At 34.5% G+C, this 22871-nt stretch carries 13 protein-coding genes; 6 read left to right on the plus strand and 7 right to left on the minus strand.

Annotation, left to right across the window (positions count from 1 at the left end; genetic code table 11):
* Positions 1–35: 35 nt before the first annotated feature.
* Positions 36–4184 (minus strand): hypothetical protein, encoded by a 4149-nt coding sequence (locus ACI7T6_RS02900; RefSeq protein WP_404666091.1) that lies wholly within the window; start codon positions 4182–4184, stop codon positions 36–38.
* Positions 4185–4614: 430 nt separating this feature from the next.
* Between ACI7T6_RS02900 and ACI7T6_RS02905 the strand changes: the two genes are divergently transcribed.
* On the plus strand, positions 4615–6246 hold the full coding sequence (locus ACI7T6_RS02905; protein WP_404666092.1) for a hypothetical protein: 1632 nt from the start codon (positions 4615–4617) through the stop codon (positions 6244–6246).
* Positions 6247–6432: 186 nt separating this feature from the next.
* On the opposite strand, the gene ACI7T6_RS02910 is transcribed toward ACI7T6_RS02905, so the two are convergent.
* Positions 6433–7548, minus strand: a complete 1116-nt coding sequence (locus ACI7T6_RS02910) for an NSE2 family E3 SUMO-protein ligase (protein WP_404666093.1) — start codon at positions 7546–7548, stop codon at positions 6433–6435.
* Between the two features lie 470 nt (positions 7549–8018).
* A complete protein-coding gene (locus ACI7T6_RS02915; RefSeq protein ID WP_404666094.1) occupies positions 8019–8645 on the minus strand; it encodes a hypothetical protein in 627 nt (208 codons plus the stop codon).
* 276 nt (positions 8646–8921) lie between these two features.
* Here ACI7T6_RS02915 and ACI7T6_RS02920 point away from each other — a divergent pair, with 276 nt between their 5' ends.
* From ACI7T6_RS02920 to ACI7T6_RS02935, 4 genes are all read left to right on the plus strand, one after another.
* Positions 8922–9515 carry a type IV toxin-antitoxin system AbiEi family antitoxin domain-containing protein gene (locus tag ACI7T6_RS02920; RefSeq protein WP_404666095.1) on the plus strand — a complete coding sequence of 198 codons (594 nt, stop codon included), beginning with the start codon at positions 8922–8924 and terminating at the stop codon, positions 9513–9515.
* Complete coding sequence (locus ACI7T6_RS02925; RefSeq protein WP_404666096.1) at positions 9512–10372, plus strand: nucleotidyl transferase AbiEii/AbiGii toxin family protein; 861 nt, start codon at positions 9512–9514, stop codon at positions 10370–10372. The genes ACI7T6_RS02920 and ACI7T6_RS02925 overlap by 4 nt, the downstream gene beginning before the upstream one ends.
* A gap of 225 nt (positions 10373–10597) precedes the next feature.
* Positions 10598–12136, plus strand: a complete 1539-nt coding sequence (locus ACI7T6_RS02930; RefSeq protein WP_404666097.1) for a hypothetical protein — start codon at positions 10598–10600, stop codon at positions 12134–12136.
* Positions 12137–12363: 227 nt separating this feature from the next.
* Positions 12364–13638, plus strand: a complete 1275-nt coding sequence (locus tag ACI7T6_RS02935) for a dicarboxylate/amino acid:cation symporter (protein ID WP_404666098.1) — start codon at positions 12364–12366, stop codon at positions 13636–13638.
* 7 nt (positions 13639–13645) lie between these two features.
* Here ACI7T6_RS02935 and ACI7T6_RS02940 read toward each other — a convergent pair whose 3' ends face one another.
* The 3 genes from ACI7T6_RS02940 to ACI7T6_RS02950 form a co-directional block, all read right to left on the minus strand.
* Positions 13646–14503, minus strand: coding sequence for a nucleotidyl transferase AbiEii/AbiGii toxin family protein (locus ACI7T6_RS02940; RefSeq protein ID WP_404666099.1), 858 nt, complete (start codon positions 14501–14503; stop codon positions 13646–13648).
* On the minus strand, positions 14500–15093 hold the full coding sequence (locus ACI7T6_RS02945; protein ID WP_404666100.1) for a type IV toxin-antitoxin system AbiEi family antitoxin domain-containing protein: 594 nt from the start codon (positions 15091–15093) through the stop codon (positions 14500–14502). Before ACI7T6_RS02945 ends, ACI7T6_RS02940 begins: the two co-directional genes overlap by 4 nt.
* 611 nt (positions 15094–15704) lie before the next feature.
* Entirely contained in the window at positions 15705–20552 is a 4848-nt protein-coding gene (locus tag ACI7T6_RS02950) for an ankyrin repeat domain-containing protein (RefSeq protein WP_404666101.1), read from the minus strand.
* A 165-nt stretch (positions 20553–20717) separates the two neighbouring features.
* Here ACI7T6_RS02950 and tpx point away from each other — a divergent pair, with 165 nt between their 5' ends.
* The gene (gene tpx / locus ACI7T6_RS02955) at positions 20718–21230 is read left to right on the plus strand and encodes a thiol peroxidase (RefSeq protein ID WP_404666102.1); all 513 of its coding nucleotides are present in this window, start codon (positions 20718–20720) and stop codon (positions 21228–21230) included.
* On the opposite strand, the gene ACI7T6_RS02960 is transcribed toward tpx, so the two are convergent.
* Entirely contained in the window at positions 21209–22870 is a 1662-nt protein-coding gene (locus ACI7T6_RS02960) for an NAD-dependent malic enzyme (protein ID WP_404666103.1), read from the minus strand. The two genes, tpx and ACI7T6_RS02960, sit on opposite strands and share 22 nt — an antisense overlap.
* Position 22871 lies beyond the last annotated feature (1 nt).

Raw genomic sequence — 22871 nt, forward strand, 5'->3', positions numbered from 1 at the left:
GAATCAATAAAAGTCTTCAGTAAAATAAGCTGTATTTAAGGGGGGAGAAGTTTAGGCTGGTGATATTTTAAATACCCAATCCATTCTTTTAGATAAAATGAAGATGTTGGATCCAAAAGAAAAGCAGCCATGAAAAGATCGGCTTTTGATAAAAGAGTTTTACCGTCAAAAAGAGCAACACCTTGTTTGGAAGATAACCTAGACGCTAGGCGGTAGTAAATAGATGGATCATCAATTTCTAATTGAACAGCTCTTTGATACAACTGTTTCTTTGAAAGAGATCCTGCACGAATGAATTGAACAGTTTCCCCATCTTTCAATCGGTTACCTAGGAAAGCATAGGGGTAGGGAGAGTTCAACTCAGAGTCAATGAGATAAATATAAAGATCTTTTAAAGAGGTAAAAGTATAATGCATGATTTGATCTAATCTTCCAGCGGTTTGTATTCCTTGCCATACATAATCATTTGAAAGCAAGCGATTAAGGTCTGGGTAATGTTTCAACCTTGGATTAAAGGCTTCTGGGAGTATTTTAAAGAATTGATGGTAAATTTGATCATCAGAAAGAAAGCGATCAGTCTGAAAGTGATAACAGCTTTCAGGAAGTGATTCTAATCCGATAAACGGCTCTTTGTTGTAGGGATTTAAGAAGAGAGCTTCAAGATATAAATCTTGTTTGCTAAGAGCTTTTACACGAGGTAAAAAAGGATGGGCAGAATCTATATGGCAAATAGAAGGGACAATTTCCTCTCCTTGACGAATGATATAGAGTGATTCTTCTGGGTTTAATACAGCTGCCAGCTTGAGATAAAGATGTTCTATATCGCCTTCATCTAGATTCATAGTGAATAATTCTTGATGTTGATTGAGTTTTAGACGTATCTCACTAGTACCCCAAAAAATGTAATCGCTAGAATTTCTGCAAAAATAGTCATTTGCAACATAACTATTTTTATTTTTAGAAAAATTTTTAGGGATAAAATTATAAAAGCTACGTATATATTGATAATTGCCTATTTCTTCCCCAGGCCTTAATTGAAAAAAACTTCTTCTATAAATTTGGGTGTAAAATTCTCCAACGGAGCAGCACATCCCTGGTTTTATCGATTGGCAAACTTGGATGATAAGATCAAATAGTTTCACTTTTAAATGGCGTGGAAGAATTCCTCTTTTAATCAGTTCGATAGCTAGAGGAATCTTGGATATTGGACTTTCTGTCCCCTGCAAAAACTCTGTAATATTTCTTAAATTTAAAGGGACTAAGTTATTTGTAATGAGTGAAAAAACTCCTAATAAGCTATCTAGCTCATAATAGCCAAGGCTAAACTGAGCCTGAGCACTATCATATTGAAGATAAGGGTATGTTTCATGTGAAAGACTAAAATAGAGAATCTGTTGAGGAAAACAAGATGCAATTTTTTTAACGAGATCAAAAATTGTGTTCTGAATTTCTTGGTATAGTACGTACGGATGGTTGATGCGGTGCTGATGAAGAAGTTCTAGATAAAGAGGAGTATGATTTACAATGGCTTTTTCTATCTTAACGGCAAGATAAGGCGTGATGTGGTTAGTTAGTTGATGATAGAGATCTAAGGCTAACGCTTGATGAAAAAGATGTTGTTCAGATAGAAATGAATTTTGATCTATTTGATTTCTTGGCAATCTCATTAAATTCAAGATGTTAATAACATTTTCAGGCGCAATATGAAAGGCGATGGAATAAAAAATTGGAATCAAATTAACGGAATCGTTGATTAATAATGAATCAATGAAATGGCGGTAGGCATAAAAATTAAGAGGATCTAGTTTTAAAGATCTAAAGTAGAGATTAAATATAAACAGTTGAACGAATTTTGGGTTATCGCTAGAAAAAAGAGAATTCTTACTATTTTTAAGATAAGAGGGAGTACACATCTCTGCATGTTTTTGAAGAATTTTATAAACTAAATCCAAAGGTTGCCTATTCTCTTTGATCGCTTCACTACAGATCCTTGCGAGATTACAGTAGAAATAGGAATGTAATGGATTTTTTTCCAAAGTATGCATCCATGTTTCCCATGAAATCAAAAACAGCTCGTCCAAAGAGCTTTCAGGATGAATCATACGAAGATCAGGATAGTCTAGAGTTTCAAGAGTGTGTGAGGAAAATTCTTTACCCTTTAGTTGTTGATAAAGAGGTTTTAACAGAGAGATTAATTTGTTGATATTATCGATTGCTTGTTCAGAGTTAAAAAATAGGTCATCATCTCTCTCATCGTACTCAAATAACTCATATTTCCAATATAAATTATTTTTAAACTCATTTTGAAAAAGAAATTGATAAATAGTAGTGATTTGATAGGAATTTAGAGGATGGATCTGATGTTCTTCGTGAAATGCATTCAGTAAAGATAGCATATTTAACGGCTTGATGGGATTTAAAAAAAACCGATTGAGATGACAGGAAGAGGCAATGATTTTGATCACAAGAGCTTCATGAGATAGCACCTGTTGATTCATTAAAGTGATAGGATAGGGCAGATCGAGCGTGTAAAGTCCATGATAAGCATCAAAATTGAGTGGATCTATATGAATGCTCATTAAATAAAATGATTTGAATTTATCCATAAAATCAGGTGGGGAATCATTATGAATGCCCTTTAAATAAAATGATCTGAATTCATCCACAAAAGTAGGAGATGGGGAAGCATTCAAAAAGGGGCATAATCGAATAAAATTGATACACGATGCATAAGCTTGTCCATTGTAAGGATTTTCACACATAGCCCGGGTAAAAAGAGATAGAATGACATGAAAATTTAATGGACTAGCGATAGATTCAGCTAGGAGCTGTGCTACATAAAGGGTGCGTTCTTGATGATGTAATAGATGTTCAATTGCCCCGTTTAAAGATTCAGCAGGTGAAAGATCCTTAGAAACAGCCATGAACGATTGTATCTGTTCATATAAAGCTATACTTTGCCTAAATACCACCTCCTCATTTAACACAGGTTTTTGAGGGCCTCTTTCTTTTGCAATCAAATTCATTAGGTTTTCCGCAAGAAGGGGAATGTGTAGAGGCCTCATGAGTAGCTGATGAAGAAAAAAATAATAGATATCTAACTTAGCGCGAGAAGGAAAAGGAAAATAGTCTATTTTCTTTAAAAAAGCAGGAAAGCAAGGATCTGTTATAAGGGAGTGAGTCTGATACATACGCTTCAAGTAAGGATCATGACAAGATAAGGAAACGGCTTTAACAAGAAGGGTTTCTTTTCTAAATTTTTTTTGATTAATAATAATAAATATTTTTTTCTTATCTTGAGAGTGTTGAATGAGATCCCAAGCTTGGTAAAGGCTAATATACCCCCTAGGATGATCAGGATTTAGATGAAGCGCTTTTAAATAAAGTTCTTTGATTGTTAATCCCAAAAATTGTAAACATGCAGGATGTTTTTGAGAAAGATCTGCCAAACAGCGGTAGCTATCTCCATATAGAGGATCTTGATGAATTACCTGTAAGCATAAATGGGTAGAGGTTAAATCTGTCTGATCCTCAAGTTGCACGGTATCTTTTTCCTGTAATAAATCGGCTAGCCCAATCAAAGCAGCAAAATAGAGTGGATTGTAAAAGAGAGCTTTTTTATAAAGTTCTTTAGCATTCTCATAATCACTCCCATTAAAAATATCCGTGGATTGAGAGAGATTTTCTCTTTTTTTAGACATCTCGAGATGGTGATGTAAATAAAGATGATGCATTTTATCGGCAAAATAAAAATAAATATGGGGATTGTGAGGTGCTAACTCTAGCGCCTTTAAAAAGAGGGATTTTGCTGAAAGAAGTTGATCTTGGTCAAGTTGAGCAGTCTCTTCAAGTTCAAGTCTTCTTGCCAGATGGCAATATAACATCTCTTGAGTAGGATGATCCTTAATCCATTGAATCCATGTTGTTTTAGAGATTGCATAAATCTCTTCTAATTTTAAATGCGGTTGTAGCATCAAATGATCTAGAGCAAACGGTTCATGAACCGTGATGTGAGGAGAAGAGAGGCTTTGAGTTTTCACACTAGAGTTGGACGTTAATAAGGCAATGCTTTTGATTCCCTGTTCATGAATTTGTTGTGTACGGTCTAAAGAAGGAGAATGTAATTGAGATTCTTGGGAAGAGTAATTACTTTTTTCAAAAGATAGCCCAGCCCTAATTGTCATGGGTCACCCCAATGGTTAAGGTAAAAAATCATAGCATCATTTTAGCATGTAGCTGGAAATAAACAAGTATTTTCAATTGTACCTAAGAGACTGATATTATCCAGATTTACGCTCTATACGATAATTTATCCCTTATGGTTAACCATCACATGAAGCTGTAATCCCAAAAACCATCCTGTAGATATTTTTCCTTATAATCGTCCTTAAAAGTTTGTGACTTGAAGAGATGAAAAAAGAGGATAATGATCATGATTTAATTGAAATATTTTTTTTGTTAATCCGAAACTGGAGTTAATTAATGTTATTCGATCATTAATTAATGAGTTTCGATATTTTTAATTAATAAAATTAATGCTGTTTCGTTTTATATTTATTTAATGTTAAGATAATAGCTTTATTACAAAAAAATAAAAACAAGAGCGTTATAATGATGAGCAGTATTCAACAGTTCCCTTTTTCCTCTTTAAGCGTATTAAATACATCGCTACAACAAGCGATTACAAAAAAAAGCAGTCAAGAGATTGAGCAAATTCTTAGCTCATCCCTTGCTGAAACATCTCCTCTTTTGGGAGAGGGTATTTGCGCCTTAATGGAGCAAGAAGGCTCTTTGGCCTGTTCTTTTATTCAACAATATAGAGCCACAATCAATGCATGCGCCATGAGTGTAAAGCGTCTATTTATGACAGCTGTTACACAAGCTAACCAAAAACCATACGCCTTACCTCTTTATGTAGAATATGTCATTACAGTGATTGATCATTTTAATTTTCATGAAATAACACTAGATGAAGAAGATAAAAATACACTCGGTGTATTTCATATGCAATTGATGAAACAGGTGCATAAGCTTTCTCATCTGTTTAAGAAGATAAGCGCATTGAAAGGGTTAACTTTAGATGAAAATAAAAATCATCAAATCGAAAAATTATTGCACACGGTTAGTCCTTATATTGTCGTTAACAAAGATATGCATTTTTCTTCATATCAAGAAGCATTGCTTTTTTTAGAAGGGTTAAAAAAACACTCTTCCCAATTAGAGAAATATACAAATAAATATAACGATTTGATTGTCACAATTTTTTCAAAACACCCTTCTTGGATTAAACTGAATCAACTGTATGGGCTGGGGCATTTACTTTTTTATGCACTATCTCATAATAACTTTACCGTCATTCCTAAGCTCATGGATCATCCTGATCTCTCAAGAATTACAAGTCATCTCAATCCAGATGGAAGTGTGAATTCTTACGGTTTTTTTGAGCTTTTACAAGAATTAATTGGATATGCATTTGAAGCCAGTTCACCAGCTGAGCTAGATTATGCCTATTTTCCTGATAAGCTCCTTAACAAAATGACTCCAGATTCCCAATTTATAGATAACCCCTTCTATAGCTACGAAAATCTTATAGAAGACACTCTTTCCTTTGATTTTGATATTTTTAAAAAAATAGTTTCTATTCCAAAAGTGCAAGTCATCTATCAAAATATGATTGAAACTTTTGATATGAACTCCTTACTGAAACTTGATGATAAAAAAAATTGTAAAGATGCATGGAGAAAACTTGCATTAAGGGTTAAGTTAAAAAGGCGCGCCTTACAAAAAATAACAAATGATATTCATGCATTACGTGATAATTATTTGCATTTGCAAACGTTTGCTAGTCATCAAAACCCATCTTCTTTTCTAAAATTCTATCACGACAACCCGCACGAGCAATTTTTAATGAATCTCATTCAGCCAAAACTTGAAACTTATCTCTTAGAGCTTAGAGAATCTTTAATCGAATTGGTCTGCCAATTTTGCAAAAAAAGCAAGAAAATGCGTGGTTTAGTTGCTGAAAAAAAATACCTTGCCCGGCTGCTGAAAAAGCAAGAAAAATTGCATGAAGATTATAAAGACGAAATGGCCATCATTGTTTATGGACCTAAAGCTTATGATGATGCAAGTTTACTACACCGAAAGCATGAGGCAGCGCTTAATAGCTATTTTGTAGGTGGAATGACAGCTCAAAAATTTTTAATTCCAGAAGAGCTATCCTCTTTTAAGCTAGATGAAGAATAGGGCATCATGCAGGGATTTAAGTAAGAGTACTCAAAAGAGTAAATGATTCTATCAGATGCATAATGATCCCCATTTTTAAGTGCTTTTCAAGAACTTAAACATATTTTATTAAAGGTAGGCATGTGTACTCATACATGATCTCCATTAATCGTTCATGGTTATACTCATTTTTATAGCTCTAAGGAGTTAGCGGGAGTCTTTTTTCTCTTTAGCCATAATATAAAATTTATTAATGATTTTACACTCTTCAGGAATCACTTCAAAATGGGTATACCAATTGCTTAATTTAACCATTTGGCTATTAAATACACTTTGATTAATGCTTCCTTTTGTTCTTAATTGCATTAAAAACTTTCCAGCAATGTTGTGAATCGAATCAATTTTCTCCTTAAGGGGAAATATTTGATTAATGAAGAAGTAACTTAAGGCAAAGAGTTCTTCTTTAGAGAGCTGATCTGGCTGATGAATCTTTTGTACAATAGAAATCGCATCTCCCTCAAGAAACTCTTGTCCTTGTTGAGCTTTATCATAAAGATAGGAGGTCATACTACTATCAGAAAAATCAGGAATCAAGATGTCGTCAAGATCTCTGGGGAGTGATTGAAGAAGAATTTCCAATTTCAAGAAGAATGTTTTTACAATATTCCCGATTTTCAATTCGAGCTCTTGGTTATGGGTAAGGTCTTCAAGTTTGATTTGTTTTCTACATAAAGGGCAAGGAGCATGAGATTTATTTTCAAAAAGCTTTAATACAGAATAGTATTCAAATGTATGTCCTTTAGCATCGCAATTTGTTTTAACAGGATAGGCCATGACTTGAAGGGATATCGGGCAGAATATATCCTTAAACTCTTCACGATCTTGATGACTATTTAAATGGCTTTCTAAAAACGCCTCAAGAATGGTTTTCGCTTTTTCAGAAGAGTTATCAGCTAGATTCATAACAACGTGGTTTTTAAGAGAGTAGGTCTCATATCTATAGTATCCAAGACCGAGTCCTGCTATTGCAGAAGGGACAACCCATTTTAGAGCATCTTCAGTTGCTTGACTCAAGCTGAATTTATCTTTTGTAAGAGCGCTATGGATAAATCCTATAGCTCCACCTAAAGAAGCAGTAGCTGTCATATATAAAAAGGTAGGAAAAGCAAATGTTTTGAGCATGTCATCTTTTCCGCCCCATCTACAATATGTCCAAAAGTTCAGGCCATGGATTTGATACCCTTCTTTCGGATCAAAATTAAACTCCAAAAAATCTGGTAAAGCCTCTCTCTGGAGTTGGGCTCTTGTGGATCCTACTGTCATAGTTTCTCCTTTATAATAGTTTTCATCACAAAGAACTAACTTAATCAATTAATGACAGTCTTTTATTATTTTTATTTAAAAGCAATGAAAAAAAGTTTTTTAAATATTTTCTTATATATCAAGAAAGAGAAATGTATTTCCTTTATGCTGTAAATAATTTGACTCAAAAGCTTGATGATCAATCCAATAAAAAGGGGATTTAATGGCTTGATTAATAGGGGATTAGGTGAGATGAGTTTGAGTTTTTTTCGCTTTCCATGATCAAATGAGGAAGCCGCAATTGAGAGGCTCTTTCTTCTTATTTTTTTGAAAAAAATAGTATTTTTAAGAACATAAAAAAATGCGGTTTTTAATAAAAAAATAAGGAATCTAAAAAGAAGGAGAAAATCTAGTAATCAAAATAGAGGATAAATGCATCAAGAGAAAAAGGGGGTAGAGCTTAAAGCCTAATGATCTACCCCTTATTTGCATTAAAAACGGTACATGATTGATGTTTTGAGACCTGCTGAATCTTGATACTCTTCCCGTATTTTTATAGTAGAAAAATAAGGCTGCAGTTCTAATTCAACTCTATTATCCATTGTTATAGGAATAATGAATGGAATTCCCACTTCTTCCAAAGATCCTTGACGGCTTAATCCTTTCTTAAAGTAAAAACCTGTTCGTATGTTTGAAGCAAGTAGACGCTCGTACTTAAATCCTATAATAGGAAACGCGGTAACATCATAATCATCTTCCTCGCTATCATAACCCAAATCCACATAGGAGAGCCCTACAAAAGGCGCAATCACTCCAGTTGTAAAAATGGGAAAGGTGTGTCCTATAGAAATATCTGCTGCTTTTTCCTCTTTATCAACAGCTACTCTTAAATTGAAGTAGGTTGAATAAGGTTTAAGCTTTTCATAGATCACCTCAAAGTGTCTGAAATCCGATAAAGACTCTTCTTCGATAACTTTAAGCCGCTGAGAATAATGCGAAAATATAGACTTTTCTACTTTTACATCAGAATCAACTTCTGAAGAGAGAAGGGGATTTGTATCAGTAAACTGCATGGCTAATATAATAAATACGGATGCTTTTAAATGAAAATAATTCATGTTTTTAATCTCCAAAATACATTTTAAATGTATTTAATTGTTATTATCAATATTAACAAGTAATTTAAAATGATTAAATAAATGATGATTTATCTATTAAAATCGAAAATAAATATATTAAAAAATGAATATCAATGTCATTGCTCAATGAAAGCTTAAAGTCTCAAAACTGGCTGGGAATTTTAAGAGGAAATTCTCCTTCTTTTTAACTTAATAGTAAAACCCAGTTGACTGACATGGGTGTTTTTGTTAAGTTAATGGAAAGGAAAATATCTCATGAGACCTCAAGCTTGTTTACAAATTCTAAAGCCTTTATTGAGCAAACCTTCTTTTACCTCAAAAGAAGCAAAGACCTACGGAGTTCCCTCAGCTGTTTTAAGCTATTATGTAAAGAGCGGAAAGCTCAAACGAATCCGTAGGGGAGTGTATCAATCCAGTCATTATCACAATAAGAAAGCATTTCGTTGGGCCGATTTGATAGAGGCTGTTTATTCAGTGAATGATGGTGTTATCTGCTTAATTTCAGCTCTTGCCATTTACGATTTAACTGAGGAGATTCCTCGTCAACATTGGATAGGGATTTGCCATAAAACCTCTATTCGAAGTAACCGTCAGATGAAGATTATTCGGTTTCGTGATCTCACTTTAGGAAAAATAGATATTGAACTGGAAGGAGTCCGTGTTTCTATTTTTGACCGTGAACGTACAATCGTTGATGCCTTTCGTCTTTTGAGTAGAGAAATTGCGATTAAAGCTTTAAAATTAGCTGTAAGAGGTGGAAAAAACCGTATCAACTTCATTAAACTTGAAGAGTATGCGAAAAAGCTTCAATTTGATATTTCACCTTATCTCATGAGTATCACAACATGATTCAAGAACAAGCGCTTAAAGACCGGCTTCAAACGATTGCTAGAGAAAAAGAACTCCCTTTTAACAGCTGTTGGAAGCAACTTTTATTAGAGAGATTTTTAGCTAGACTAGCAAGATCTTCTCATGTGAATAAATTCATATTTAAGGGCGGATTTTTACTATCTTATATGATGAAAATAGGAAGAGAAACTGTAGATCTTGATTTTCTTTTAACCCGTATGCATAGTGAAGCAAGGGGACTTCAAGAAGTATTTGAAGAGATTGCCTCTATTCCCTCAGAGGATGGATTTATGTTTTCCTTTGAAGAGATCGAACTTCTTTCTCAGCCGCATATGGAGTATCCTGGCTACCGCATCACTTTTAAAGCTTCTTTTGCCAAAATGAAAGATAAAATTCATGTCGATGTGGGTGTTGGTGATAGCGTAGAACCTCAAAACCAAGAGCTTAAATTTTTTGAATACCGGGGAAAGCCTCTTTTCGAAGAATCCATTTCTCTTTCTGTCTATCCTATGGAAACAATTTTTGCAGAAAAACTAGAGACAGTGCTTTCTAAGGGATCTAGAAATAGCCGAATGAAAGATTTTCATGACCTATTTTTAATGCTGAATGATAAAAGGTTAACGCCCTCTAAAAAATTGCATAAAAAAATCCAGAAAACGTTTGAAAATCGAGGGACAGTTTTAAAATCTATCCAGTTTGATAAAGCAGGCTACAAGGCGCTTGAGCAGCTTTGGACTGCTCATCTTCAAGGTCTTGGTGATATAGCCAAAGAACTGAATCTACCGGAGAGCATTACAGTCATAATAGAGAGAATTAATTCCAGTATCAATCAATTTGAAATAGAGCGTATTACATGACATCTAAAACTGCGGATTTTTAGGAAAGCATCCTTATTTTTCGCATGAGCGGTTTTAGATAGGATGCAACGCACCCTCCAATTTCAAGTAAAATTCATAAAACCACCTTTTTATTAATAAAAAACAGTAACTAATTATCATTAATCAATCATTTTTATTTTTCCATTTAATAAAATGAATGAGTTTTATTATATTTAAATCGATTTAATAAAAAGGTCTGTTTAAATGGATATTAATAAATTGCATTCTTCATATTTGAATGAAAATAATCTATATAAAGAAATTCAATCTTGTATTTTTGCTAAAAATAGTGAAGGGGTTAAGCAACTTATTTACTCTTATCCTGTTGGCCACATTGGATTAATCGGAAGTGCTATGAGTTTATTCATCGATGAGAGAGTTACTGAAACTTCTCATCATATTTATAATTATAGAGAAGTTTTATCTCGCTCAGAAGAACTTGTTTCAGGGCTTTTTTTTAAAGTCATTCAGTCCATGCGTTTTCAATACCCTCAGGTGCTTTTTGATTTAGATGTCTTAGCCTCTATCATTGTTAATCTCAATGTGGCAAATATTCAAATAGCTGAGGAAAACAAAAGAAAGTTTAATGAATTCATTGAGACCTTTTTTGCTTATAATAATTTTTTAAACCAATCCGGCTCTATTGATGCGGCTGTACAATCGAATATGCTGCTTGGATTTATCATGGACCATTTACAGCACTGGATGAGTATCAATGGAAAAGAGGGGATTGGATATTTATTCTTACGTTCAATTGCCTATGACAATTTAATGGCTTTAGAAAAACTTGCTCAGCATCCCCATTTTGAAAGAATTGAGTCTAAAGGGCCTTTATCTGAATTTGAATCGATTGGATTTTTTGAAATCCTTAAATGCATCATTTATGCGCCTCAATTACATTTAAATTCCAAAATACACTTGCTTCAGAAGGTCGCTCAGAAAATACCTTATTATTTAGATTTTGAGCCTAAAAATGGATCATCTTATTTTAATCTTTTAATTCAAGGATCTGATCATTCCATAGAAATTTTTAATGAGCTTTTGAAAATTGATCAGATAAAAAATATTTTTATTAGGTCTTGGAATCAGGCGCAATCTCCAAGACATGAAACTCTCTTTTATTTTGAATCAAGAAGTAACGATCTAAAAGTTTTGAGATTAGTAGGGGATTTAATGCTATTTATTGGGTACCACCAATTTATCTTAAATCAACTGAATGCTTTAAAAGAGCGTCTCAGTATGAAGCAAATCAAGAAAGAAAAATTAGACGGTGAATTTTCACAACACGTTGCATCGATTGAGGCACGTACAAAAACTAAAATTGATGAGATGTCTGCAAAAGATGTCAACATGGGTGATATTTTAGATATAACCCATCCTTTTGATATAGAACTTAATAAATTATGCCAAGAAGATAGGGTTCAAGAGCTTCATCAAAAAATGCAGCAAAAGATTCAAAAACTTCATCAACGGCATCAGAAGAAAAGCCATAAAATTACCCAGCTACAGCGACTTATTTTTAAAAAAGAGACTCATCTAAAAACGTTAGATCATAATAAAGCACACGATTTGGGAGCGCTCCTTGCCATTTTTTCTTCATGCCGTTTGCTTAGAGGCTCAGTTGATCATGAGACAATCTATAAAGTTCAGAGTTTAGTGTTAGAGAAAGGGCCTGTAGGATCACTGTATTTTCCTTTTTTCACGATTCCTAAAAAATCCGCTTTTTTTTCATTCAAACTATAAGGTGTAATAGTTTTTGATGAGCTCATCAAAAATCCAGAGATTTAAGCTCTATTTCTTTGCATAAAAGAACATGATGAGTAGAAAGGATAGGGGTTTCTAGATTAAACCCCTTAATCCTCATGTTTTCCCCTTTCAACGTCTGATAATGTATATTATGTAGGGTTTAGGGGATTTATAAGAGGCTTTTCATTGAATCTAAACAAAGTTTAAGGTAATCTTGTTAGCTTATGATAAAAAAATCTTCATCCTTTGTATGGATTGTTTTAGCCATTGCCTCAGCTGCAATCATTGGCCTCTACTCAAATCCTCATTCCACTTTTATCGGCATACCTTATATTCAGCTCTCTGGATTTTTAGGACAGCTGTTTCTTAATGGCCTGACATTACTTGTTGTCCCTCTTGTTTCTTCTAGCATCATTTACGGCATTAGCCAAATGAGTCATGATCAATCATTTAAACGCCTGGGAGCAAAAACGTTTTTCTTCTACTCCGTAACTACGCTCTTAGCTGTTTTAACAGCTCTTCTCTTTGTTAATGTGATTCAACCTGGAAGACAATTCTCTCACGCCCCTTATGTAGAAAGTCTGAGTTCATCTCAATCTACACTCAGCTTAAATGCGGCCCAATCTCATGCAGATGTGATTGGTCAAATCTTTCTAAAGATCATTCCGACGAATCTCTTTGAAGCAGCCTCTTCTGGAAATATGCTAGGCATCATTTTCTTTAGCCTCTTTTTTGGATTTTCCTTAGCCCAAATTGACCGCTCTTTGGCACAGCCTGTCTCTGATGTCGTAAAAGGCGTTTTTAACGCTTTAATGAAAATGACCCATTTCTTTATGCGCGCTATGCCAATTGGTGTGTTTTGTTTAGTGGTTAAAGCAATGACTGGTCAAGCGTCTGATAAACTCTTTGCCCTTTTATCTTTCTTTATGACCGTGGTAATTAGCCTATCAGTCTTTATGCTTCTCATTTTACCAGCTCTTCTTAAAGCGGCAGGTATTGATCCCATTAAGCACTTTAAAGCGATGGCTCCAGCTCTTATCACGGCCTTTTCAACAAGTTCTTCTGCAGCAACGCTTCCTATTACCATGGAATGTGTTGAAAAAAGAGCCGGTGTTTCGAATAAAATTTGTAGCTTTGTTATTCCTCTTGGAACCTCTGTTAATATGGCAGGCTCAGCTCTTTATGAATGTGCAGCTATCCTTTTTATTGCTCAGCTCTATGGGATCCATCTCACCATTACGCATCAAGCTATTGTAGTCTTCCTATCGCTTCTAACCTCTATGGGGATTGCAGGGATTCCCTCAGGCGGTTTAGTGGCTATTTTAATTGTGTTAAATACCATGGGCCTTCCTGCAGAAGGGCTAGCTCTTATTTTGCCGATGGACCGTATTTTAGATATGTGTAGAACGCTTGTGAATGTGTTTAGTGATACCTCATGTGCTGTCTTAGTAGCTCATACAGAAGGTGAAAAGGTTTTAGAAGAAAACTATGATTCTTAATTTTTTTTTAAGACTTTAAATTAACAAGGAGCCACTGATTAATCTCATGGATGATTTCACTAAAAGCTTTAGGCAAGTATTTTAGATGATCATGATGTACATCTGTGAGATAGTCATTCCAAAAGAATTGCATGCGATTTAGATCGCTTTCTCGGTAAAATAGAGGTAAAATAAATTTTGTTTTTCGGTGCTTAAATACCCTATTAACAATGGTTTTAAGATGAGGAGAGGGTAAAAAAAGAAATGAAGATATCATTGAATAAAGGTCATGAAAATCTTTCATTCGGCTGTTAAAAGCTCCTCGATAAATGATTGTTTCTAGTTTCTCAGCAAAAATAAATTCTTTGGGGTAACAAGTTAAACATACGTATTTTTCAAAAAGATCTCCCTTAGAAGAAGTTGCAAGAGGAACTTTATATTCAATAGGATCTACGATGTCTCCAAATCCGATATCTACAACTACTTTAAATCTTGTTTTCCCAAAATAAGCCATCATTGATGCTCTTGCTCCAGAATATTCCATATGAGGATGGGCAAGCTCTTTTACTTGAATGCCTTTAAAAGAAAATCCATCATTAAGATCAATATTTGCAATATTTTCAAAAATAGTCGTAAGATAGTATTTTTCATTGTTAATTTTCTGTGCAAGAAAATCGAGATCTGTTGTTTCTCTACCGATAGAGATATATTTGGAGAGGAGAACTCCACCTTTTAAAATAAATTGCTTGTGATAAGGTGATTGAGCTAAACGAACGAGAAATCGTTCTAAAGTAATGATTTGCCAAAGATCTGCAGGATCACGGTGGGTCTCTTGTGCAAAAAAACGCAGTTTTGCTTTAAATGATTTTTCTAAATCAGATGTCATGTTGTATAAGACAAAACATAAGGGGTTATATCTACACGCAGCATTTTTGCATAATCCCCTAATTTTTTAAAATCAGGTTTTTGATCTTCACTCTTCAGATATCTCTGAAGCGCTTTGAGTGCAATTTCAATACTTAAGTAACGGAATGCATCAATAATGCACCGCTCTCTATCAAAAATTTGCACCTTATACTCCCCTAAAATAAGTGAAGTTTTCCCTAGAGTCATATTTCTCATTCTTACAATTCTAGCATGAGGCCTTTTAGGAGCATGTGATTCATGAGGTACGGCAATCCAAATCTCTTTCATTTTTTGATCCGTTAAATCGTAATAATAAAGAGCTGAGACCAAACAAATTATACCTTTAGGAATACTTGCTGCTACAAGTGCTAAGTTTTCCCATTGAAATTCAACTTTAAGTTCATATTCAGAAAAACGGTAAGCTCCAGGATAAACCCTTATTAAATCCCCTTTTTTGACTAAATAAGAAAGAGCATGTCTAGGAACATTTTGATAGCTAGCATCTTCAGCTGTAAAAAAAGGGACATGAGAAAATAGCGATAGTTTCTCAAAATATTTTAATTGTTTCATATTTTCTAATTCTACAAAATCTCTCTAATTTAGTCAATTGGGTAGGTTTTGAGTATTCTTTAAACAAAGACTCACTCTTGATAATAATGTAACACGCTTATTACAAGCTCTATAATCACTTTTTTCTTATATATCACCTATTTTTTGTTAATTTTCATAAATTAAAAAACTGTTTCATGCCATCTAATTCTACAAATTCTACAAAAATGGCTAGCTTGGGTAGGTTTTGTAGAGATATTTGGAGTAAATTCTCTGTTGCAATATCCCCTACGATCCTTCCTGCAGAAGAGCTGGCTCTTATTTTGCCGATAGATAGTATTTTAGATATGTGTAGAATACTTATGAATGTATTGAGTGACACATCATGTGCTGTCTTAGTGCCCATACAGAAGGTGAAAAAGTTTTAGAAGAAAACTATGATTCTTAATTTGCATAAAGGCTACAGTTTATTATAAAACAAGGTCTATAAGATCACGGTAGATCTTTTGTGCCGCCATCATAGTGTGTAAGATAAAATATAAGAAGCTACCTTTATACAAAGCCTTTTTGCCTATTCCCTTCATTTTTTAAGGGTATGTTTTTGATCCTTATACTTTAAGTGTAGGGATATTTCACGAAGACAAGAAGTTAGGAATCCCCTGCTTTAAATTATTAAAAATAATATTAAGCCGAAAAATGTATTTCAGATTTTCCTCTGTTTTTTCTTGATGATTGAGCAATTCTTTTTGAATAAAGGTTAAGGCTTCCTCCAGTTTTTCAAACTGTATAAGAATATTTGTAACAGCTGTACAGTCGTTTAAGGCTTCTGCTTGATACCCTTTTGTAACAACAGTTTTGTGATTTTCTAATATCTCCTCTAGGAATGCTGTAATTTCTTCTGTTCTTCCTAGTTCATGAAGAGAGATAAGCACAATAGCATACCAATTCCAAGTATCGCCATAATACGGTGTTAAGCCCCGCCCTCTCTTATCTAATACCTTTTTAGCAAATTTTACTATTTCCTCTTGTTTTTCTAGCTCATAAAGAATGCGAAGAGCTGTCTCTTCGAAAAATTTTAAGCCTTGATGATTCTCACCTAGACTTTTTTCTGTTGTCTCTAAAATGCCTAAAACAAAATTTAGAGCTTCTTCTTTTTTTCCTAGAGCTTCAAGCGATTCTAAATTCAGCTCATATTGAAGAGAAAACCAATCCCCAGTGACTCTAAGTTTATTCCCTACTTTCTCTTCTACTTGTTTAAGAATCTCTACCGCATCTTCTCTTTCCTTGAGTTCATGAAAAATAGCTAATTCAGCAGCATAACACTCTTTTCCATAAGGGTGCTCTTTTTGATAAGGTTGCTCTCTAAAATCTAAAAATTCTTTTGTTATTTGTAGTGCCTCTTCTCTTCTTTTTAGATCCCAGAAAACTCCTGCAATATATGTGTAGAGAAGTGTTGCCATATTATCAAATTTGAGTGTGTTATTTTGTTTCCTACTGGCCAAAATGGTTTGGGAAATTTCTAAAAGTAGCTCTTTTTGTTCAAGCTTTAAGAGAAGTTTTACTAATATCTCATAGCTTTTTCTTGTTGATGCAGCATCTTCTCCTAAAACTCGTCTTTTTATCTCTAAAACTTTTTTTAGAAGTTTTACTGCTTCTTCTTTCTTTTCTAATTTCTTCAGAAAGGTTATGCATAAGTCATAATTTTCTAGGACATAAGGAGATTCTTCTTGTAGAAATTTTTTTCTAATTTCAAGAGATTTTTGATTTATTATATCCCCTTCTGTAAAGATCAGCTGAGATTGACTGGGTATTTTATACTCACCTATTCTTGATAAAATCACAGCTTTAAGGTGATAAAATTCTGCCATCATAAGAGACTCGTCTCCAAGTGAGATGCCCATTTCAATCGCTTGATTGATACAGATGAGCGCCTCATCGCTAAAAGATCTTTGTAAATGAATCCAAGCTAAATTACATAAAAATTTTGCCTTATTTTCCCCCTGAAATGTTTGATCAAATTCCTCCATTGCAGATAGATTGAACGCATGAATTTGGTAGATTTGATTTAATTTATTATTTAAAGACCAACCTCTATCATGATAAGGAGCTCTAAGAAGTCCTATGGATTGGTTTAAAATAGCGCTTATTATTTGAAATACCCCTTTTTTTTCTAAGGTACTCAGGTGATTTGCAATAACTTTTTGTACAAGTGAGTGCACTTGGTAAAACGATGAGTTATCTTTGTTCCGCATTTTTTCTTCAAGAAACGAGTAGTCTTTCAGAAGTTTAATCGCCTCTTTCAAGCACCTCTCATCTTTTTTAGGATAAAATTCTCTTAACCAAACCATTAATAGATCAAACGGAATATCTGCTTCTCCTAACATTGAGATGAGCTGAATCAGATGAAAAGCAAGATCTCCTTCCTCCATTTTTTTAATAGCTTCAATGGAGATATTCCATGTGATCAAAATAGAGGTTTCTTCATCGGGAAGGTTCAACTCTGTTTTTTTGGGCACTTTTAATTGATATTTTTGAAACAGCTCATCGTACTTACAAAGAGAAATTTTATTTTGTTCAAGATATCTTGTAATATGTGAAAGAGCTAAAGGAAGATATCCAACACTTTTACAAAGGGCCTCAGCAACCTTTTTCTCTTTTTCATCAGAAGATAAGGAGCTATTTAATACATAATGAATAGCTTCTTCTGGACTAAAAGAACTAAGAGGAAATATTCTAAACCCTTTGGCCTGAGCATCACTTCCAAGTCTTGTTGTAATAAGAATTTTAGATTGCTCTGTAGCTGGAATGTAATCGTTAATCTCTTTAAAATAACTCTCATCATCTAGACCATCAATGATTAAAAGATAGCGATTTGTCATTTGCCGAAGCTTGATTTTTAATTGAGTTAGCAGCTCTTGCTGGGTGCTTCCTTCTAAATGCAGTAATCCTGCAAGCTCGGTCGCTCCTTGCATAATGGCATCTCTACTCTTTGCTTTAATAAAATGAATGAATGCATATTCTTGAAGAGTACTTGCATATTTGATACTAAGCGTGCTTTTTCCGATTCCTCCTAGCCCTACAATCGCGACTTTTGAAGATACTTTAAAAGCTTCTTCAATGGCTTTTAACTCTTGAGATCTCCCTGTAAATGACAAAATAGGTTGAGGTGCAGTTGAAAAAAATAGAGTTCTTTTTTCTTGAGATACTCTTAAAGGAGAAATAGCTGCTTTAAGAAATAAATCATATTTCCAAGGCATGAGGCTTTCTTGTAAACCCTTGGTTAAAGTCACCGTTTTTCTAAGTGGAATTTCTTCTGCTGTTAAAAAAAGTTCTTTAAATTGCTGTTGAATTGACGCGGTCACGGTTTCCTCATTTTCTAAAGAGGCTTTAGAAAAAGAAAAAAGTTTGGCCCTTCCTCTAGAAAAAGAGCTCGCAAGAGGCTTTTTAGAAGAAGTTGTATAAATCTTCAGGAAGTCATGAAGAAGGTCTTGAGATTCTAGAGAAGGTAGTGATTCATCAAGCTCATCATGCATTTGAAGACTTAAGGTTCTGTAATTAGTTTGCTTTCCTTGAAAATAGGGATCTTCTTGATAAGAGTGATCATCAAAAAGATCAACAAGAGAGTCTTCTAAAAAAGGAGCTATCAGTTCCCCATAGATTTGATCATTATAAAAGGTTCCTTGATGATTTTTACACCGTAATACCTTAGGTTTAAAAATACCGGGTAAAGTAAGAGAAGCAGCTAACACATCAGAAATAATAAATTCTTTAAATCGAAGATCTTCTGAATTAATAGATATAACCTGACACATTTTCAAGCTAAAGACAGAAAGATGAAGATGTTTATACTCACTATTAAGATGTACTTTATGAGAGAGCTCTCCAAAAGTTAGATGAGAAGTTGTAGTGTAGTCATCGATCCACTCTTCAAGCTTTTGTTTTAAAACTACTTCATCACAGAGGCTAGAAGTTAAATCCATGTCAGTATAAGAACTCCCCTTTTTTACATGGCTGTAGAGCGTTTTAAGTTGTTTGAGCATCTCATTAGAAAGATCAGTCTGATGATGCTCAAAAAAAGTTGTTAAAGAATCAAAGGGAAGCTCTTTGAGCTTTGAGCTTGGATAACCTATTGAAAGAAGGGTTGCAATCACACTTCCCATTCCTAATCCTGAAACTCTTCTGACTCCAGGGATAATTTTTTTTGCTTCTAGTGCTTGAATCGCCTTGATAAAAACGTCTTTTCTATCACACTTTCCTTCAAAAATCACATTAAAAGGCGCTCTTTCCTTAAAATTTGCGGGGTTAATTTTTTCTAATCTTTTAAATTTTTGATAATTTTCAAGAATATTTTTACACCTTTTTACAGCAGGTGAGAGAGATGTTTTTTCATTGATGAGAGCTAGCGCCGTTCTTCCCAGATGATCTGTTTTTGAAAAATCAGCTCCTAATGTCAGAAGAAGAGAAACAGCTTCTGGCTTCTCTCCTGCTACTGCAAGATGAAGTGCCGTTCCTATTTGGCTTCCTTCTCCTTGATGAAGATAAGCTCCTTTTGTTATTAAAAGATTAATAGCAAAAAGATCCCCTAGAAAGGCAGCTAGTTGAAGAGGAACTCTTTCTACTGGATCTTTGAGTTCCATCAGGAGTTGTGTATTTTGATATTGGGCGCAAAGAAGATGTTTTAGCATGAATGATTGATTACAATGAATAGCAAAATGAAGCACTGTTCCCCATGGGAAAATTGTATTAAGAAGATTGATCTCTTGAAAGTGATTGCTTTTCAAAATCAAAGACAGAATATCTTCATAGCCAGAGGCAATTGCAAGAGCCAAAATAGGGACTTTAAAAGTATGAGAAAGGCTCCAATGTCTTCCTAAAGAGGTCATTGTTAAAAGTTTTTCAGTCGTTTTTAGGTGTCCTTCATGAATTGCCCAATGAAGAGGAATAAGTTTTTCACAATCTTCATCGTAGCAATTTGTTAATCCATTTTTGGTTAAAGCATCAATCAGATGATCTTGTCCATAAATAGCTGCAATGTGAAGAGCTGTTCTTCGGCTCGTATCTTTTAAAGAAATCAATAAATCTTGATTGAGCGCATGAGTAAGTGCTTGTACGCACCCCTCATTTCCTTCTCTAATAGCTGCAAAAAAGATATTCATTCCTTTTGAATCTTGAAGAGTGAGTAAAAAGTGGTGATCTAAACTGTGCCAGTGAATGTTTGAGCAATCATCCATTAGGTGTTTAAAAAGAAAATCTATCCAAAGTTTTTGATCTTGTTTCGGATCATGATTAAAACCACATTTTTGAAAAAACAATTGAATTTTTTCACTTTGAATAGACGTAAGGATTTTTTCTTGAAGAAGAAGACTCTCTTCTACTTGAAAGCCGTTATTTTCCTCTGGAAGAAGAGGTCTTTCTATTGAATGAGAAAGAAATGTAGTATTAATACTGGCTTGAGATCGATTTAATGGATTTAGGTGCATGATGATACCTAATAAAAAAATGACTATTTTGATAAAAAATATACAATATAAAAATGGGTAACTTTAGGTTGCTTAAAAGGAGCTATTTTTTTCTAGAACAAAATAACATTGCAATATCCCCTACGATATTTTAAAGTACTCCTCTTTACCAATAAGGAGTTTGTAGTGGGAACCGTTAATTTTCAAGGAAAACCTGTGCATCTAGCAGGACAATTACCAGCCATGCATTCTAAAGCGCCAGCCCTTTCAGGTGTTGATACGAACTTTCAACCCAGATCATTAGAGGCATTTAAAGGGAAAAAGAAGATCATTTGCTTTGCTCCAAGTCTAGATACTCCTGTTTGCTCACTTTCAGCAAAAAAATTCAACGAGCAGATGAAAGCACATCCAGAAGCTGTGATCATTTATTGCTCCCTTGACCTTCCTCCTGCCCTTAAACGTCTTTGCTTAAGTGATACAGCGCATTATGATAGGGTTGTTTTTCTCTCGTTATTCCGGGATATCTTAGTGGCTGGTGAGTACGGCGTTTATATTCAAGAAGGGCCTCTTTCAGGGCTTTGTGCAAGAGCTGTTTTTGTTTTAAGTGAAGATAACACAGTAATTTATGAAGAACTTGTACCTGAGATTACAGATGAGCCAAGTTATACAGCAGCAATTCAAAGTCTCTCTTCTTCATAATCTGGATACCATACTGTATCTTTGATCATCTGTTTTTGGCTTTCTTCATTAGTAAGTGGAGAAAGCCCCTCTTCTTGAGCCACTTGAATGACTGCTAAAGCAATCAATTCAGAAATCTCTCTTAACGATGTAAAGGAAGGAAAGAGTGATCCTCCCTCATTTTTTAATAGAGGAGAGTGATTGCTAAGCACTTCTGCAGCTTTATAAAACATCGTATCTGTCACTTTTTTGGCTTTACAGGCCACAACGCCTAAACCCACTCCTGGAAAAATATAGGCATTATTACACTGATTAATAGTTACTATATTACCTTGATAAAAAACATCTGTATAAGGGCTTCCTGTTGCAATGAGAGATCTTCCTTCTGTCCAAGCTAAAATGTCCTGAGGGTGTGCTTCGCTCTTGCTTGTGGGATTTGATAAAGGAAAGATAATGGGTGTTGCATGTAATTTTCCCATGCACCGAATCACCTCTTCATTAAAGGCCCCAGGTTGTGCTGACACTCCAATTAAGATATGAGGCTGAACTGCCTGAATAACATCTAGAAGAGAAAAATAAGAGGAATCTGTTTGTTTCCAACTTTTAAGCTCATCGTAATCTCTTGCAAAAGGGCGTTGATGAGGAGGTATATAAGTAAGCTCTGTATGAATAAGCCCTTGAATATCTACCACATAAATGGATTGAATAGCTTCTTCGTAAGACACACCTAAAGCTTTCATAGCCCCTACAAGATAGTGACAAATACCAATGCCTGCAGATCCTCCGCCAAAAATAACAATCTTTTGCTGAGATAAATTTTCTTTTTTAAGTTTAACAGCTGCATGCAAAGCTGCAAGAACAACAGCTGCTGTCCCTTGGATGTCGTCATTAAACGAGCAAATCACATTTTGATATTTCTCTAATAAAGGAGCCGCATGATCCCTTCCAAAATCTTCCCACTGTAAAAGAGCATGGGGATACCATTTTTGAATGGTTAAAACAATCTGCTCTAAAAATGTATCATAAGCTTCTCCTTTGATACGAGGATGCCTCCACCCTAAATACAGAGGGTCATTGAGAAGCTCTTGATTATCTGTTCCCACGTCAATGATAATTGGAAGCGTCTTTTTAGGATGAATCCCTCCAAACAGTGTATAAAGAGAGAGTTTTCCAATGGGGATAGCAATCCCTCCAACTCCTAAGTCCCCCAGTCCTAAAATACGCTCGCCATCAGTGATGACAATCACGTCAATATCAAAATCCTCTCTTACTGAAAAGAGCATATCTAATTGATCTTTGAGAGGATAACTTAAATAAAGGCCTGTAGGCTCTGTGTAAAGATGGCTAAAATTGAGGGAGTACTCCCCTATTGTAGGTGTATAGATAAAAGGGAGCATTTCCTGGATATGCGTTAAAACAAGCTTATAAAATAAGGTCGTATTACGGCTATGAAGAGCAGATAAAAAAAGGTTCTTTGAAAGGCTAGACTCTTGAGCTTTAAAGTTTAAATACCTTCTTTGTACCTGCTCATCTAAAGTAGAGACGTGAAAAGGTAGCCTTCCATGCAGTTTAAATTCTACTCTTTCTCTATCTGTAAATGCAGACCCTTTATTACGTAAAGGATCTGACAAAATTTCCCAAGGCTTTAAAGCATTTGTCATA

It is taken from the genome of Rhabdochlamydiaceae symbiont of Dictyostelium giganteum (assembly GCF_964291045.1).
Lineage (GTDB): Bacteria > Chlamydiota > Chlamydiia > Chlamydiales > Rhabdochlamydiaceae > PALSA-1444.